The 14,577-nt window shown below is 69.3% G+C and carries 17 protein-coding genes and 1 tRNA gene; 8 read left to right on the plus strand and 10 right to left on the minus strand.

Going from position 1 to position 14,577, the window contains the following annotated elements; all coding sequences use genetic code 11:
• Position 1: 1 nt before the first annotated feature.
• The 3 genes from BMW88_RS10495 to BMW88_RS10505 are packed head-to-tail and all read right to left on the minus strand — an operon-like array spanning position 2 to position 2,636.
• A complete protein-coding gene (locus BMW88_RS10495) occupies positions 2 to 1,249 on the minus strand; it encodes an NAD(P)/FAD-dependent oxidoreductase (protein WP_089950461.1) in 1,248 nt (415 codons plus the stop codon).
• Positions 1,246 to 1,437, minus strand: a complete 192-nt coding sequence (locus BMW88_RS10500) for a ferredoxin (RefSeq protein WP_089950462.1) — start codon at positions 1,435 to 1,437, stop codon at positions 1,246 to 1,248. The genes BMW88_RS10495 and BMW88_RS10500 overlap by 4 nt, the downstream gene beginning before the upstream one ends.
• Positions 1,434 to 2,636 carry a cytochrome P450 gene (locus BMW88_RS10505; RefSeq protein ID WP_218148028.1) on the minus strand — a complete coding sequence of 401 codons (1,203 nt, stop codon included), beginning with the start codon at positions 2,634 to 2,636 and terminating at the stop codon, positions 1,434 to 1,436. The genes BMW88_RS10500 and BMW88_RS10505 overlap by 4 nt, the downstream gene beginning before the upstream one ends.
• Before the next feature lie 291 nt (positions 2,637 to 2,927).
• Between BMW88_RS10505 and BMW88_RS10510 the strand changes: the two genes are divergently transcribed.
• Positions 2,928 to 3,464 carry a MarR family winged helix-turn-helix transcriptional regulator gene (locus tag BMW88_RS10510; protein ID WP_089950463.1) on the plus strand — a complete coding sequence of 179 codons (537 nt, stop codon included), beginning with the start codon at positions 2,928 to 2,930 and terminating at the stop codon, positions 3,462 to 3,464.
• A 483-nt stretch (positions 3,465 to 3,947) separates the two neighbouring features.
• Here BMW88_RS10510 and BMW88_RS10515 read toward each other — a convergent pair whose 3' ends face one another.
• Together BMW88_RS10515 and BMW88_RS10520 are read right to left on the minus strand one after the other, a co-directional pair.
• Positions 3,948 to 4,157 (minus strand): 4-oxalocrotonate tautomerase family protein, encoded by a 210-nt coding sequence (locus tag BMW88_RS10515; RefSeq protein WP_089950464.1) that lies wholly within the window; start codon positions 4,155 to 4,157, stop codon positions 3,948 to 3,950.
• A 32-nt stretch (positions 4,158 to 4,189) separates the two neighbouring features.
• Complete coding sequence (locus BMW88_RS10520) at positions 4,190 to 4,939, minus strand: SDR family oxidoreductase (protein WP_177221038.1); 750 nt, start codon at positions 4,937 to 4,939, stop codon at positions 4,190 to 4,192.
• Positions 4,940 to 5,025: 86 nt separating this feature from the next.
• On the opposite strand from BMW88_RS10520, the gene BMW88_RS10525 reads away from it, so the two are divergent.
• Entirely contained in the window at positions 5,026 to 5,883 is an 858-nt protein-coding gene (locus tag BMW88_RS10525; protein WP_342715012.1) for a helix-turn-helix transcriptional regulator, read from the plus strand.
• Between the two features lie 78 nt (positions 5,884 to 5,961).
• On the opposite strand, the gene BMW88_RS43970 is transcribed toward BMW88_RS10525, so the two are convergent.
• A complete protein-coding gene (locus BMW88_RS43970; protein ID WP_281249384.1) occupies positions 5,962 to 6,312 on the minus strand; it encodes an integrase core domain-containing protein in 351 nt (116 codons plus the stop codon).
• A 6-nt stretch (positions 6,313 to 6,318) separates the two neighbouring features.
• Between BMW88_RS43970 and BMW88_RS42690 the strand changes: the two genes are divergently transcribed.
• Together BMW88_RS42690 and BMW88_RS10535 are read left to right on the plus strand one after the other, a co-directional pair.
• Entirely contained in the window at positions 6,319 to 6,426 is a 108-nt protein-coding gene (locus tag BMW88_RS42690) for a kelch repeat-containing protein (RefSeq protein ID WP_218148029.1), read from the plus strand.
• A gap of 15 nt (positions 6,427 to 6,441) precedes the next feature.
• Complete coding sequence (locus BMW88_RS10535) at positions 6,442 to 7,044, plus strand: Kelch repeat-containing protein (RefSeq protein WP_218148030.1); 603 nt, start codon at positions 6,442 to 6,444, stop codon at positions 7,042 to 7,044.
• A 132-nt stretch (positions 7,045 to 7,176) separates the two neighbouring features.
• On the opposite strand, the gene BMW88_RS10540 is transcribed toward BMW88_RS10535, so the two are convergent.
• Together BMW88_RS10540 and BMW88_RS10545 are read right to left on the minus strand one after the other, a co-directional pair.
• A tRNA-Leu gene (locus BMW88_RS10540) sits at positions 7,177 to 7,250 on the minus strand.
• Positions 7,251 to 7,300: 50 nt separating this feature from the next.
• A complete protein-coding gene (locus tag BMW88_RS10545; RefSeq protein ID WP_089950466.1) occupies positions 7,301 to 7,582 on the minus strand; it encodes a metal-sensitive transcriptional regulator in 282 nt (93 codons plus the stop codon).
• Between the two features lie 324 nt (positions 7,583 to 7,906).
• Between BMW88_RS10545 and BMW88_RS10550 the strand changes: the two genes are divergently transcribed.
• A complete protein-coding gene (locus tag BMW88_RS10550; RefSeq protein WP_030466676.1) occupies positions 7,907 to 8,248 on the plus strand; it encodes a histone-like nucleoid-structuring protein Lsr2 in 342 nt (113 codons plus the stop codon).
• Positions 8,249 to 8,358: 110 nt separating this feature from the next.
• Here BMW88_RS10550 and pabB read toward each other — a convergent pair whose 3' ends face one another.
• Positions 8,359 to 10,344 carry an aminodeoxychorismate synthase component I gene (gene pabB / locus BMW88_RS10555; RefSeq protein WP_089950467.1) on the minus strand — a complete coding sequence of 662 codons (1,986 nt, stop codon included), beginning with the start codon at positions 10,342 to 10,344 and terminating at the stop codon, positions 8,359 to 8,361.
• 92 nt (positions 10,345 to 10,436) lie between these two features.
• On the minus strand, positions 10,437 to 10,946 hold the full coding sequence (locus BMW88_RS10560; protein WP_089950468.1) for a hypothetical protein: 510 nt from the start codon (positions 10,944 to 10,946) through the stop codon (positions 10,437 to 10,439).
• Between the two features lie 735 nt (positions 10,947 to 11,681).
• Between BMW88_RS10560 and BMW88_RS10570 the strand changes: the two genes are divergently transcribed.
• The 3 genes from BMW88_RS10570 to speD all read left to right on the plus strand — a co-directional run bounded on the left by BMW88_RS10570 (position 11,682) and on the right by speD (position 14,570).
• Positions 11,682 to 12,866, plus strand: a complete 1,185-nt coding sequence (locus BMW88_RS10570) for a metallophosphoesterase (protein ID WP_342715013.1) — start codon at positions 11,682 to 11,684, stop codon at positions 12,864 to 12,866.
• A 107-nt stretch (positions 12,867 to 12,973) separates the two neighbouring features.
• Positions 12,974 to 14,140 carry a type III PLP-dependent enzyme gene (locus tag BMW88_RS10575; protein ID WP_089950469.1) on the plus strand — a complete coding sequence of 389 codons (1,167 nt, stop codon included), beginning with the start codon at positions 12,974 to 12,976 and terminating at the stop codon, positions 14,138 to 14,140.
• Between the two features lie 34 nt (positions 14,141 to 14,174).
• Positions 14,175 to 14,570, plus strand: a complete 396-nt coding sequence (gene speD, locus BMW88_RS10580; RefSeq protein WP_089950470.1) for an adenosylmethionine decarboxylase — start codon at positions 14,175 to 14,177, stop codon at positions 14,568 to 14,570.
• Positions 14,571 to 14,577 lie beyond the last annotated feature (7 nt).

Below are 14,577 nucleotides of genomic sequence, written 5' to 3' on the forward strand. Positions count from 1 at the left end.
ATCAGGAAGCGGCGGTCGCGCCATGCGCCGGCGTCCGGGCGAACGCGACGGCTTCGTCGAAGCAGGCGCCTTGAGCGATGAGCCGGCGGTACTTCATGACGTGGCGCTGCCCGTTCAGCGTGAGCACGCCGGTCAGGCGGTCGCCCTCGCGGTACAGCGCGACGAAGTGGTCACCGGCCGGGTCGCCGGAGACGATCTCGTGACCGTCGCCGCCGGCGACACCGGCGAACTGGATGCGCGAGCCGTACCAGTCCGACCAGAAGTACGGGACCGTCACGTAGGGCACGGCGTCCGCAGGTGACACCGCGTTGCGCGCGGCGAGCGCCCCCTGCTCGGCGGCAGCGGACCAGTGCTCCACCCGCATCGAGCGGTCGAACAGGCGGTTGTGCCAACGGGCTACGTCTCCCGCGGCGTACACACCGGGGGCGCCGGCGCGGAGGAACTCGTCGCAAACCACGCCGTCGGCCACGGGCAGTCCGCTACCGGCGAGCCAGCCGGTGCCGGGCACCGCTCCGACACCGACGACGACCAGATCGGCCTCGATCGCGGTGCCGTCGGTGAGGCGGACGCGCTCGACCCGGCCCGTGCCCTCCACCGCGGCCACGGCCTGGCCGCAGCGCAGCACGGTGCCGTTGCGCGTGTGCAGCGCCGACAGCCCGGCACCGAGGCCGGACCCGACGGACCGGACCAGCGGGGCCGGCAGCGCCTCCACGACCGTGGCCGGCAAGCCGCGCGCGCGGGCGGCCGAGGCGACCTCGGACCCGATGAAACCGGCCCCCACGACGACGGTGCGGGCACCTTCGTCGAGGGCACGGCGGACCGCGCGGGCATCGTCGAGCGTGCGCAGGACGTGCACACCCGCCAAGTTCTCGGTGCCCGGCAAGCCGCGGGCCACGGCGCCGGTGGCGATGACCAGCGCGTCGTAGGCCACCTCCGCGCCCCCGACGTGCACGATCCGGGCGTCCGGATCGAGTCCGGTGGCCGGGGCGTCGAGCAGGAGCTCCACGCCCAGCTCGTCGACGAGCTCCGCACGGCTGCGGAAGGTCACCGGGTCGGTCGAACCCCCTGGCGCCAGCAACTGCTTCGACAACGGCGGCCGGTCGTAGGGCAGGTGGGGCTCGTCGCCGATCAGGGTGACGCGGCCCGCGAACCCGGCCTTGCGCGCGGCCTCGACCGCACGCAGGCCGGCGAGCGAGGCGCCGACGACCACGAGCGAGTTCGGTCCGGTGTGGACGGTCGTGGCGCTCACGGCTCCAGCCTCAGCGCCAGGGCGGGGCACCCCTCGACGGCCGCGGTCACCTCGTCCAAGGCGCCTTCGGGCACCTCGGCGGACAGCACGACCAGCTCACCGTTGTCGTCCACCTCGAACACGGTGGGCGCGAAGGACTCGCAGATTCCGATACCGGTGCACCTGGCCCGGTCCAGGACGATCCTCATCGGACACCGGCCCTGTCGTCCGCGGCACCGAGGCGGACGTGCATGGTCCGGACACCGGGCACCATGGTGGACCGCATCCGCAGCACCTCACCGGTGAGCTCGATGCGGTCGAAGCGGGCCAGCAGCTCCTCGAAGAACACCCTGGCCTCGAGCCGGGCCAGCGACAGGCCCAGGCAGGCGTGCTCACCCGTGCCGAACGCCAGGTGCGGGTTGGGCCGGCGGGTGATGTCGAACTGCTCGGCGGTCTCGCCGAAGACGTCCTCGTCGCGGTTGGCGGCACCGTAGAGCAGCACGACCGCCTGCCCCTTCCTGATGGTCTTGCCGCGCAGCTCGACGTCCTCGGTGGCCCAGCGGGTCATGTGCGTGACCGGGGAGATGTGGCGCAGCATCTCCTCGATGGCGGCCGGGATCAGGCTCGGGTCGTCGACGAGCATCCGCAGCTGCTCAGGGTGGTTGATCAGGGCGATGGTGCCCAACGCGATCAGGTTGCGCGTGGTCTCGTTGCCGGCGACGAGCAACAGGTGCAGGAACGCCATGAGCTCGTCGTGGGACAGGCTCTCACCGTCGACCTCGGCGTCCATGAGGAGCGAGATGAGGTCGTTGGTGCGGTGCTGCTCGCGCAGGGCGATCAGCCGGCGGAAGTAGGTGGTCAGCGCCCCGAACGCCTCCTGAGAGCTCAGCTCGACGCCGGGGTCGGCCGAGCCGACGGAGGCGTCGGACCAGGCGCGGAACTGCTCCCAGTCCTCGGCCGGCGCCCCGAGCAGGTCCGCGATGATGCGGACCGGGACCTTCGCCACGAGCCCCTCGGCGTACTCCACCTCGATGCCCGGTTCCGCGGAGTCCAGCACACCGCGCACGATCTCGCGGACCTCGGGCTCCATCGCGTTGATGTGCTTCGGGGTGAAGCCCTTCGAGATCAGCGTGCGCATCGCCTTGTGCCGCGGCGGGTCGGTCGTGATGAGCATCGGGCGCGGGTCGGCCGTCCGGGGCTTGCCGTCGGGCATCAGCACCCCGTTCGCCGATGAGAACAGGTGCGGCCGTGAGCCGATGAACTTGACGTCCGCGTAGCGCGTGATGCCCCAGAACCCACCGTTGGCGCTGGTCCAGTGCACCGGGGAGTTGTGGCGCAGGTCCCGGTAGGCCGGTCCTGGGTCGCCGATGTAGAAGTCCGGCAGGTGCAGCGGGTAGTTCGGTTCCACGTGCGGTTTCCTTCCGTGGTGGCGCGAGTGGTGACGTGCTCCGGCATGGTCGTCAAGAGCGGCGACCGCGGTTCAGATAGGAGGCACAGTACACGCAATTTATGATGCGGTCTACACGCATCTTGGTGGCGGCCCGGCGCCGCCGGCCGAGTCGGCCGCGGATCGGGACCGGCGCGCGCGTACATTGCTTTGTGCGGCGAGGTACACGTGAATTCGCATCAGGGCACAGGTTGTTCCGGCCCCTGCCCCGCCGTCCTCGACGGGCCGGGACGGAGGAGAGCGGAGCAGGTCATGGCGCGCCAGACACTCGAGAACCAGGTCTTCGACGCGATGGCGTTGCTCACGCGGACCACGGAGGACTTCTTCGAGCGGACGGCCGGCGGCATCTCGCCGGGACTGCGCCGCGGCACCGCCTCACCGCTGTTCGTGCTGCACCGGACCGGACCACTGCGCGTGTCGCAGCTCGCCGAGGAGCTCGGCCTGGACCGGACGACGGTCACCCGCCACCTCGACGACCTGGAGTCCCGCGGCCTGGCGACCCGGCAGCCCGACGAGCGGGACCGGCGCGCGCTGGTGGCGAGCCTGACCCCGGCGGCCCAGGACTTCCTCGACGACATGCGGGTGCGCAACCGGGCGTTGATCCGGCGCATCTGCGCCGATTGGACGCCCGAGGAACGTGCGGTGTTCGGGCGGCTGCTGCCGCGCTTCGCCGTCGAGGGCGAGAAGGTGTTCGGCAGCGCGTCGCTGCCGGGAGCCGGGAAGTCCCAGGGCCGTGCACGGGGAACCGGCGGGGGCGCGTCCTCCGAACGGGAGCAGCCGCGCCGATGACCCGGTGTCGCGGGCCGCGACGACCACACGTCCCCGGCATCCGCCGGGGACGGCACCCCGGAAAGCACTCAGGCGGTCGCCGTTCACGTTTTCCGTGAACGGCGACCGCCTGGTCGAACGATGCCCCCGGTCCGGCTCCGACAGGAAGCACACGGACACAAGACCCACTCAACCGCGGGTGTCCTGGCCCAGCCCAACTAAGAAACCGCTGGTCATCGCAACACGCGTGCCGCTGATGATGGAGCGCGGTCGATGGCGGGAGACGGTCGGGCACGTCCACGAGCGAACGAGATCCTCCGGCGTGAATCCACGCCGGGCCCTGCGCCGAGGTTTCTTCTTGCCCATAGCTTCCAATATGGACATCCCATCCCGGGAACACACGCGTCCCTGATCTCAGGTGTCCGTCAAACGGGGCGAGCCGACGGCGGACGGCCCGGCGTCAGGTGGGACGTCGGGCCGTCCGCCTTCGTACGTGGGGGCGTGTCAGGCGTCGCTGTTGAGCATCGCGGCGGTCAGGACGTTGCCGCCGACGCCCCAGCCACCGTCCTCGACCTCGTCGACGAGCACGACCGTGGTCGGCCGGGCGCGTTCTCCGTAGATCTCGACGTACAGCTCGGTGGTTCGTTCGACGATCTTTTTCTTGTCCTCGGCGCTGATGGTGCCCGAAGGGACCTTGAAGTTGGCGAATGGCACAGGTGTTCTCCTCGTTGTTGTTCAGTGCGGTGTCAAACCAGGCCGCCGTTGGCGCGCAGGACCTGGCCGTTGACCCAGCGGCCCTCGGGACCGGTCAGGAAGGCGACGACGCCCGCGATGTCCTCCGGGGTGCCCAGTCGCTCCAGTGGCGGCGCCTTGGCCAGCGCCGCCACCTGTTCCTCGGTTTTGCCGTCCAGGAACAGCTCGGTGGCCGTCGGTCCGGGCGCGACCGCGTTGACGGTGATCCCACGTCCGCGCAGCTCGCGGGCGAGGATCAGGGTGATCGCCTCGACAGCGCCCTTGCTCGCGACGTACGCCCCGTAGCCGGGGAACTGCGTGCCCACCACGGAGGTCGAGAAGCTGACGAAGGCGCCGCCCGTGCGCAACCGTTGAGCGGCCTGCCGCGCGACGACGAAGGTGCCGCGGATGTTGACGCGGTGCAACCGGTCCAGCACGTCCAGGTCAAGCTCGGCGATGGGGGACAGGGCGAGGCGGCCCGCGGAGTTGACCACGACGTCAACGCCCCCGTACTCGGTTTCGGTGCGGTCGAACAGCTTCGCCACCGCGGTCTCGTCGGCCACGTCGGCGCGGACCGCGGTCGCGTTCCCACCCGCGGCGGTGATCGCGTGCACGGTCTCCGCCGCGGCGTCGTCGTCCCCGGCGTAGTTGACGACGACGGCCAGGCCGTCCGCGGCGAGTCTGCGGGCGACCGCCCGGCCGATACCGCGCGAACCCCCGGTGACGATGGCGACTCGTCCGACAGTGGGGTCGGTGTTTGTCATGTCTCCACCGTGCAGGACCGTGCGGACCGGTGACAGGGGACGCCGTCCCATGTGTCCGTGGCCCGTTCCGCTGCAGACTGGAGTACATGAACTCGATGAAGTACGCCGAGCTGGGCGCCTTCCTCCGCTCGCGGCGCGAGCGCATCCGCCCCGAGGAGGTCGGACTGGTCTCCGGGCCGCGGCGGCGCGTGCCGGGACTGCGCCGCGAGGAGGTCGCCCACCTCGCCGGGGCGTCGGCGGACTACTACAACGAGCTGGAACGCGGAGCCGGGGCGCAGCCGTCGGAACAGATGCTGGCGGCGCTGGCGCGTGCGTTGCGCCTGACCGCCGACGAGCGCGACCACCTCTACCACCTGGCCAACCGGCCGGTGCCGCGTGGCGGCGCGGGCTCGCACGTGCACCCCGGAATGCTCGACCTGCTCACCCGGCTGACCTCCACCCCCGCGCAGGTGATCACCGACCTGCACGTGACGCTCGTGCAGAACCCGCTCGCCATCGCGCTGCTCGGTGACCACTCCCGCTTCCGGGGCAAGGAAGCCAGCTTCGTGCACCGCTGGTTCACCGACCCCGAGGCGCGGCGGCTCTACCCCGAGGAGGACCACCCGACCCAGTCCAGGGCGTTCGCCGCCGACCTGCGGGCCGCCGCCGCACGCCGGGACGCCAAGGACACCGGGGCGAGCGAGCTCGTCGCCGAACTCCTCGACCGCTCCGCCGAGTTCGCCGGGCTGTGGGCAGAGCACGACGTGGCGTTCCGCCGCGACGACCGCAAGCGCATCGACCATCCCGTGCTCGGCCTGGTCGAGGTCAACTGCCTCACCCTGTTCAGCGAGGACGGTCGTCAGCGCCTGCTGTGGTTCACCCCCGCGCTGGGCACCGACAGCGTCGACAAACTGGAGCTGCTCGCTGTCATCGGCACCCAGGAGTTCACGCCGCACCCCGACTAGTCGTACTGCCCAGCGTGGTTGCGAACGGTCCGACACGTAGTCGGATTGGGGTTGTCCCCGGAGACCGGACACCGGATTTCATGCCGCGAGGGCGAGGCCATGACGATAGCTGATGCGGGTTTCGTGCGGGGTGCGGTAGCCGAGTGTCGAATGTAGACGGTCGTGGTTGTAGTAGCCCAGGTAGGCGGAAACATCCCGGCGGGCGTCGTCACGGGTGTCCTCGACCGCCGTGCCGATCTCGGTCTTGAGGGTGGCGAAGAACGACTCCGCGACGGCGTTATCGAAGCACGACCCGGCCCGTGCCACCGACGGCCGGATGCCGTGACCGGCGAGGGCGGAGCGGAACAGCCCGGAGGTGCTTGCCTTGCGACCCGCGGTCGGCGTGGAATCTGGTCGCAGGCTGCGCCCCTCCCGATCGCGATGAACCACCCCAATGTGGCTGCCGTCGACGGCCGGATCTACGTCATCGGCGGGCTGTCCGGCGGGGCGTCCTGGCAGGCGTTGCGCGACAGCTACGCCTACGACCCCCGAACGGACCGGTGAACCGAGATCGCCCCGATGCCCGAAGGCACCGAACGGGGCAGCGCCGCGATCGGCGTGCGCGGGATGAAGATCTACCTGGCAGGCGGCATGCGAACGCTGACGCCCGGCTCGGGCGGCCTGCAGGACACCGTGGACACCGTGTCGTCTTACGACGTCGTGACCGGCCGGTGGGAGACGCTGCCCAGCCTGCCCCAGGCACGTGACCACGTCGGCGGAGCCGTCGTGGGGAACACGTTCTACGTGCTCGGCGGCCGAGACCGCGGACAGGTGAACGTACGCGACACCGTCTACGCCTTCGACTTCCGCGACCGCCGGTGGACCGAGCGCGCCCCGATGCCGACCGCCCGAGGCGGCATCGCGTCCGCGCTCGTCGGCACCACGATCTACACGTTCGGCGGCGAGGGCAACCCCGCCGAGGGCTCGAACAGCGTCTTCGCCGAGAACGAGGCCTACGACACCACGCGCGACCGGTGGCAGCGGCTCACGCCGATGGCGGTGCCACGCCACGGCACGGCGGCCGTCGCGGTGGGCAGCACTATCGACATCCCCGGTGGCGGCACCGCGGGCGGCGGCAGCCCGGTCGACGTGAACGACGCCTACCGCCCCTGGCGGCGTTGAGCCCGGCGGTGCTTCGGGTGCCGCGGAGCGAACGCGGAGCGAACGCGCCCGCTCCGCGGCACGCTCGGACGAGGTTCCAGCAATTCAGCAGGGGGAACAGGCCTGAGCTGCAAAAATTCTTGATCAGTTAAGTGCCCCCGGTGCGACTCGAACGCACACTGGACGGATTTTGAGTCCGCTGCCTCTGCCGATTGGGCTACGGGGGCGTGGCGAGGTGAACTCTAGCGGATCTCCCCAGCGAGTTTCTCGTGGACCCCTACGACTTGACGAGGCGGCCGATCGCCGCCGACGCCTCCGCCAGCTTCTCCTCGGCCACCGGGCCGCCTTCGGCGACCGCCTGGGCCACACAATGCTTCAGGTGCTCGTCGAGCAAGCCCAGCGACACCGCCTGCAGCGCCTTCGTGGCGGCGCTGATCTGGGTGAGCACGTCGATGCAGTATTCGTCGTTCTCGACCATGCGCTGGAGGCCGCGGATCTGTCCCTCGATGCGGCGCAGTCGCTTGAGGTATGCGTCCTTGTCCGAGGTGTACCCGTGCATCGGCTCCTGACCTTCCCTACCCCTGGCGGGTATGTCGAGGATACCCGCACCGGATGGGGGCGCGTTATGTCCGGCGCTGCTCCGTCAGCGGGAATGTCGAAGCGTCCAGCAAGCCCAGCAACGGGACGAAGTGAGACCCACTAGCTCACATTTTGGACCCATAACACCCCTGTGGTTTACCGGGGAAATGACCCGACCGGGCGGTTGGGGTCACATTTTAGCGGCGAAAGGTTCGCCGTTTTTCGTCGTGTGGACTATGGTGTTGCCGGAGCACGCGGTTACGTCGAGGATCCGCGTGCTATGTGAGTACCCAACGGAGGAACAGTGGCACAGCAGACCGTCGTCCAACTCATCGACGACCTCGACGGCGGAGAAGCCGACGAGACCGTGACCTTCGCACTTGACGGTGTCGAGTACGCCATCGACCTGTCGAAGGGAAATGCGGAGCGGCTTCGTGAGTCGCTGGCGGACTTCGTCGCCAAGGCTCGTCGTGCGGGTGGCCGCAAGCAGCGCAAGGGCACCGGCAAGTCCACCGTGAAGGCCAGCGACAAGGCCGAGGCGCAGCGCATTCGTGACTGGGCTCGCGCGCAGGGGCACCAGATCTCGGACCGCGGTCGCATTCCGCAGAACCTGGTCGTGCAGTTCCAGGAAGCCCACGCCTCCTGACCTGCGCCAACAGCGAGGTTTTCCCACGCCGGCCGGTGTTCCGGCCGGCGTGTGGACCCGTCGGCGGCAAAGGCGTTCCGGTTCGTTCACACCATCCCCGGAACGTGGGATCAACGACCAGGAAAGTCCGCTCCGAACAGGCGCAACACCGCAGTGGCCTTGACCGCCGTCTCCTCGAATTCCTCGTCGGCGCCGGACAGCGAGATGACTGCTCCGCCGACACCGAAACTCACCTGGTCGCCGTTCGCGACCAGCGTTCGGATGACGATGCTGAAGTCGGCCGCTCCGTTGAGCGAGAAGTAACCGAGCGCTCCCGAGTACACCCCACGTGGACCGGCTTCCAAGCCATCGAGGATCTGCATGGTCCGGATCTTCGGCGCACCGGTCATCGAACCACCGGGAAACGCGGCTCGAACACAACGCACCGCGGAACTGCCGGGCCGGAGCCGGGCCCGCACGGTGCTCACCAATTGGTGCACGGTCGCGTAGGTCTCGACGTCGAACAACCGCGTCACCTCGACCGAGCCCACTTCCGCGCAGGTGCCGAGATCGTTGCGGACGAGGTCCACGATCATCAGGTTCTCCGCCCGGTCCTTGACCGAACGGGCCAGCGTTGTGCGCAACATCTCGTCGGCCGCCGGATCACCACCCCGGGGGCGCGTCCCCTTGATCGGGGATGACTCCACGACACCACTCCGGTCGATCCGGATAAATCGTTCGGGTGACGTGCTGAGCACGGACAGGTCACCGAAACGCAGCAACGCGCCGAACGGAACGGGATTTGCGGCGCGAAGCAGCCGATAAGTGTCCCACGGGTCGAGCGAGGCTCGCCACGTCATCATGTTCGTCAAGCAAGCCTCGTACGTCTCCCCCGCCGTGATCGCTTCCTGGCACGCGCTGATCAGCTTCAGGTAGTGCGCGCGGGGATGGCGCAACGTCACGCCGGACACGACAGGCTGTGAAGGTTCGGCCAAATGCCGCAGATCTGCCAGAACCGCCGAAACCTCGTCGAACCACGGGTCGTCGACCAACGACAGCAAATAGACGTGCTCATCAACGTGGTCGAAGACGACGGCACGGTCCGCGAACAGGAACGACGCGTCGGGCTGTTCCGCTCGGTGTGCGAAGTCGCCGCCGCACTCCGCCTTCAGCTCGTAACCGAGGTATCCGACCCATCCCAGCGCGAAGTCGAACGGCACGTCGGGCTGCTCCACACCCCACGATGAGAGGTCTTCGTCCAGCCAGGAAAAGAACGAAGGACACGGCAGACGTGCGCCGTCGAGCGTGAGCACCTGGTCGGGCACGGAGTACTGCGCAACGCGCGCGAGTGGCCCGGAGGCGTCCCCCATGAACGAGAAGCGGCCGCCGGAGCCGCTGTCCAGCCAGAACGCGGTCTGAGAAGCCCCGTAGAGAGCCGCGAACGCTTCCTCCGCGTCCGCGGCCACGTCGAGCTTCCGCACGTGCACAGGTCGCTTCTGGGGCTTCGGGCGAACCACCACCGGTTCGGGCACGGCGGCGGTCCGGGTGGGGGTCAGGGCGCCGAAGTTCGCGAGCATCTCGCGCCCGAAGTCCGTGCAGATCGACTCGGGGTGGAACTGGACGCCCCACGCCGGGCGGTCGAGAGCGCGCACACCCATCAGGACGGCGTCATCGCTCCACGCGATGGCCTCCAAAGAAGAAGGCAGCTCCGTGACCGCCAACGAGTGGTAGCGCACCACGTCGAACGGCGACGGCAGCCCGGCGAACAGGTCGGCGCCCGTGTGCGTGACCGGGGAAACGATCCCGTGACGAGGCTCGGGTGCGGGTCCCACGACGGCGCCGTACGACAGGCACAGCCCTTGGTGGCCGAGGCACACCCCCAGCAACGGGAGCTCGGCGTGCTCGATCACCGCCCGGCAGAGCCCGAAGTCGGCGGGGTTGCCGGGGCGGCCGGGGCCGGGCGAGATCACCACGTTGTCGAACGACCGCAGCGAGGCGAGCCGGAAGCGCGGGTCGTCGTTGTGGACGACCACGGGCGCGACCCCGTTGACCTCGGCCAGGTGCTGGAAGAGGTTGAACGTGAAGGAGTCGTAGTTGTCGATGAGCAGAGTCCGCATTGCGGACGGCACTCTACCTGGCAAAACACCCGATCGGAGGAACGAGGGAGGGCGGTCACGGACCGTGGCCGCCCTCGTGTCCCGGCGTGAGCTCAGCCGCTGACGCGGAACCGCGGGTCCGTCGCCAGCTCGGCCAGCTCCCGCTCGGTAAAGACGGGCCCGCCGAGCGCCGGGTGACCGCTGCCCCGGTACGCGTCGTCCTGGGCGATCGTCACGGTCGAGCCGTCCTGCGCCCGGTAGGTCGCCCACTTGTCGAGCTGGTCGCGCCCGCTCGGGTTGCTCAGCACGACGCCGACCCGGAGACCTCGGACGTCGTACACCTGGCAGGGGCCGCCCATGTTCCAGAACCCCCTGGCGAGCGCACACGGGTCAGCGGGCAGCGCCGGGTTCGGCGTGGACACCTCGACGAGCAGCCAGCCCACCCCGCCGTCCTTGCGCACCGGCGTCTGGGCCATGTACTCCCACACCTCGACGGCGTCACCGTGGTCGGACGCCACCTGTCCCCGGGTCCTCTGCAGGTCGTAGGTCTGACCGGACTCGCGGGACCTGAGCTGCGGTGCCTCGTACCCGGCCGGCACCACGCCCTTCAGCTCGCCGGGCAACCTCTGCGCCCGGTCGGTCTGCGGCCCGTTCGTGGCGGTGCGATCGGTCTGCCCGGCCGGCCACTCCGGTCCCCAGACCGACGACGGCAGGAGCTGCCCCGCCCCCTTCGCGAGCTGCCGGCCGAGACCGGGTTCAGCGCGAAGGCCGAGCCGACCCCGAACCCGATCACCAGCACATGCTCGAAAGCGTTCTTGAGGTCTTGTTCGTTCAACGAACCCTCTCCTGCCGTGAGAGCAGGCCGCGCAGCGCCTGCAGCCCCCGCGCGGCCTGGCTCTGACCGTTCCCTCCTAACACCGGAGAACAGCGGCCGTCTGCTCGACGGACATGTCCTCCCAGTACCGCAGGACGAGCACGCGCGCTGCTTCGGAGGCACCTTCGCCGGCGCCTCCAGCAGCACGATCCGTTCCTCGGGCCGGACCCCTGGCGGAGCAGCCGAGTCGGCGATGTCGTCGCTCGCCGACTCGAACCGGAACCACCCGCGCCGCCGCCCGGACAGGAACGTCCGCACCAGGTACAGCTTGGTGAAGGCCTGCCGCACGAGGTCCTCCGCGCGGTGCCAGTCCCCGCACGGCAGTTACGCCGTGCCGCGCATGGCGTCGGAACGCGCCGCGAAGTACTCCTGGAACGCGGCGTTCCGGTCACTCATCAGGTGTCCTCCTTCTGCGGTGCCGGGTCAGTCACGCCACCAGGGGCCTGGCAGGTTGCACGCACTTGCGGAAACGCATACTTGTGCCGTGATTTTCCTGTTGCTCCTCGGAGTTCCGACCGCCCTGGGCCATCTGTACCTGTGGCGCCGGCTGGTCGTGGACACGACGCGGCCGCGCACGCTCGGTCGCCGCATCGGCACGCTGGCGGTCATCGGCGCGTTCCTGGTGCTCATGAGCGCGCTGGTCGTCACGCGCCGGGTACCGCCGGAGTACGGGAAGTTCTTCGCCTGGCCGGGGTTCGTGTGGCTCGCCGTGCTGTTCTACCTGGTGATCGCGCTCGGGATCGCGGAGGTCCCGCGCCGGGTCCTGCTCAGGCGGGCCGGCGTCGCGCCGGTGGCCGCCGGCACCGGTTCCGAGCCCGCCGAACCGGCCGACGTCGTGCCGGACCCGTCGCGCCGGCTGTTCATCTCGCGGTCGGTCGCGATCGGCTCGGGCATCGCCGCCGGCGGCGTGGTCGGTTACGGCATGACGCAGGCGCTCGGCGACCCGAAGCTGCTGAACGTGCCGGTGGTGCTGGACAAGCTCCGGCCCTCGCTGTCGGGCTTCCGGATCGCGGTCGTGAGCGACATCCACCTCGGCCCGCTGCTCGGCCGCTCGCACACCGAGCGGATCGTGCGGATGATCAACGAGCAGGAGGCGGACCTCGTCGCGATCGTCGGCGACCTGGTGGACGGCACGGTCGCCGAGCTCGGCGAGGCGGCGGCGCCGCTGCGGGACCTCGTGTCCAAGCACGGCAGCTTCTTCGTGACGGGTAACCACGAGTACTTCTCCGGTCACGAGCAGTGGATCGCGGAGCTGGACAGGCTGGGCGTGAACCCGTTGCGCAACGAGGGGTTGACGGTCGCCGGCGGCATCGAGCTGGCCGGCGTGAACGACGTCACCGGCAAGGCCTACGCCGACGGACCGGACTTCGACCGCGCGCTGAGCGGCAGGAACCCCGACAACCCGCTCGTCCTGCTGGCACACCAGCCGGTGCAGGTCGGCGACGCCTCTTCACGCGGCGTCGACCTCCAGTTGTCCGGTCATACACACGGTGGACAGATGGTGCCGTTCAACTTCGTCGTGCCGGTGCAGCAACCCAGCGTCGCGGGGTTGTCGAAGGTGGACGACACGTGGCTGTACGTCAGTCGTGGCGCGGGTTTCTGGGGACCACCGGTGCGGGTGGGCGCGCCTCCGGACATCACGGTGGTCGAGCTGCGTTCTGCCGGGTAAGTCACACTCGCCGAACTGGATTGCGCACTTTCGCCATCCAGGCCGTAGAGTGGACGGCCGTGCCCGCGTACGGACCGCGAGGCGGATGAAGGGGGAACCCTGGGGAAATGACCGAGAGCTTCGCCGTTGACCGGCGTTACGAGGCAGAGGCTCGTATTCGGCGTTTCCTGGACCAGGAGAACCCGTCGACACCGTGTCTGGTGATCGACCTCGAGACCATCCGCGCGCGCTACCAGGCGATTCACGCGGCACTGCCGTCCGTCGACATCTTCTACGCCGTCAAGTCGAACCCCGAGCCGGACGTGGTCGGCACGCTCGTCGTGGAGGGCGCGCACTTCGACGTGGCGTCGCCGGCGGAGATCGACCTGTGCCTGGCCCGCGGTGCCGCACCGTCGTCCATCTCGTACAGCAACCCCATCAAGAAGGCCGCGGACATCGCGTACGCCTTCTCACGCGGGGTGCGCATGTTCGTGTCGGACAGCGAGCAGGACGTGCGGTTCGTCGCCGAGCACGCGCCCGGTTCGTCCGTCCTGGTGCGGATTCTCGTCCACGGCAAGGGTTCCACCTACCCGTTCGGCAACAAGTTCGGTTGCGATCCGGAGATGGCGACGGATCTCTTGCGGCTGGCGCACGGTTTGGGGCTCGTTCCTCTCGGCATCGCCTTCCACGCGGGCTCGCAGCAGTTGTCCGTGGACGGCTGGGACTCCGGCATCGCCGACGCCGCGATGATCGCGGCGAAGCTGCGCGCCGAAGGCATCGAGACGTCAACGGTGAACCTGGGCGGCGGGCTGCCGGCCGTGTACCAGGCCTCGACGCCGTCGCTCGACGCTTTCGCCGCCGCCATCGAGGCCTCGGTCACACGGCACTTCGGCGCCGCGCGTCCCCGTGTGATGATCGAGCCGGGCCGGGCGATCTCCGCCGAGGCCGGGATGATCCGCTCCTCCGTCGTGCTCGTGTCACGCAAGTCCTATTCGGACGAACGCCGCTGGGTGTACCTCGACATCGGCCGCTACCAGGGGCTCGCCGAGACCGAGGGCGAGGCGATCGCCTACCCGCTGCGCACCTCGCGCGACGGCGGCCCGGTGGGCCCGATCGTGCTGGCCGGCCCGACGTGCGACGCGGACGACGTGATCTACCAGCACACCCGCTACGACCTGCCGCTCGACCTGGAAGCCGGTGACCACGTGGACATCCTCCACGCGGGCGCCTACACCTCCTCCTATTCGTCCGTGTGCTTCAACGGCTTCCCGCCGCTGGCCACGTACTGCGTCTGAAGTCCGTTGCAATTCACATAGTTTGGAGTGATTGATGTCCGAAGCGCCCTGTCAGGCTGAGGAAACCGTCGGCCTGTTCGCGGGACAGCACGTACTTGCAGAGCTTTCGGGTGTGAGTGCCGATCTGCTCGACGACGAGCAGTTCTTGCGACACGCCCTCGGTGAGGTTCTCACGCAGGCCGACGCGACCGTGCTGGAGGTGATCTCCAAGAAGTTCGATCCCCAAGGAGTCACCGTGCTGGCCCTGCTGTCGGAGTCCCACGCCTCGATCCACACCTACCCCGAAGTGGGTTCGGTGTTCGTCGACGTGTTCACCTGCGGTACTCGTGCGAAACCCGCGCTCGCCGTCCAGCTACTCGCTGACGCCCTGGGCGCCGCTCACGTGAGCACGGACCTCGTCACTCGTGGCATCAAGGAGCACGCCGCGTGAACACCAT

This window comes from Lentzea xinjiangensis (assembly GCF_900110955.1).
In the GTDB taxonomy this organism is placed as follows: domain Bacteria; phylum Actinomycetota; class Actinomycetes; order Mycobacteriales; family Pseudonocardiaceae; genus Lentzea; species Lentzea xinjiangensis.

Coding starts and splice junctions, on each gene's coding strand:
- BMW88_RS10545 (WP_089950466.1), bottom strand. CDS start 7,582: ATGCACGGGTACACCTCGGACAAGGACGCATACCTCAAGCGACTGCGC.
- BMW88_RS10520 (WP_177221038.1), bottom strand. CDS start 4,939: ATGACAAACACCGACCCCACTGTCGGACGAGTCGCCATCGTCACCGGG.
- pabB (WP_089950467.1), bottom strand. CDS start 10,344: ATGCGGACTCTGCTCATCGACAACTACGACTCCTTCACGTTCAACCTC.
- BMW88_RS10510 (WP_089950463.1), top strand. CDS start 2,928: ATGGCGCGCCAGACACTCGAGAACCAGGTCTTCGACGCGATGGCGTTG.
- speD (WP_089950470.1), top strand. CDS start 14,175: ATGTCCGAAGCGCCCTGTCAGGCTGAGGAAACCGTCGGCCTGTTCGCG.
- BMW88_RS10535 (WP_218148030.1), top strand. CDS start 6,442: ATGCCCGAAGGCACCGAACGGGGCAGCGCCGCGATCGGCGTGCGCGGG.
- BMW88_RS10500 (WP_089950462.1), bottom strand. CDS start 1,437: ATGAGGATCGTCCTGGACCGGGCCAGGTGCACCGGTATCGGAATCTGC.
- BMW88_RS10575 (WP_089950469.1), top strand. CDS start 12,974: ATGACCGAGAGCTTCGCCGTTGACCGGCGTTACGAGGCAGAGGCTCGT.
- BMW88_RS10525 (WP_342715012.1), top strand. CDS start 5,026: ATGAACTCGATGAAGTACGCCGAGCTGGGCGCCTTCCTCCGCTCGCGG.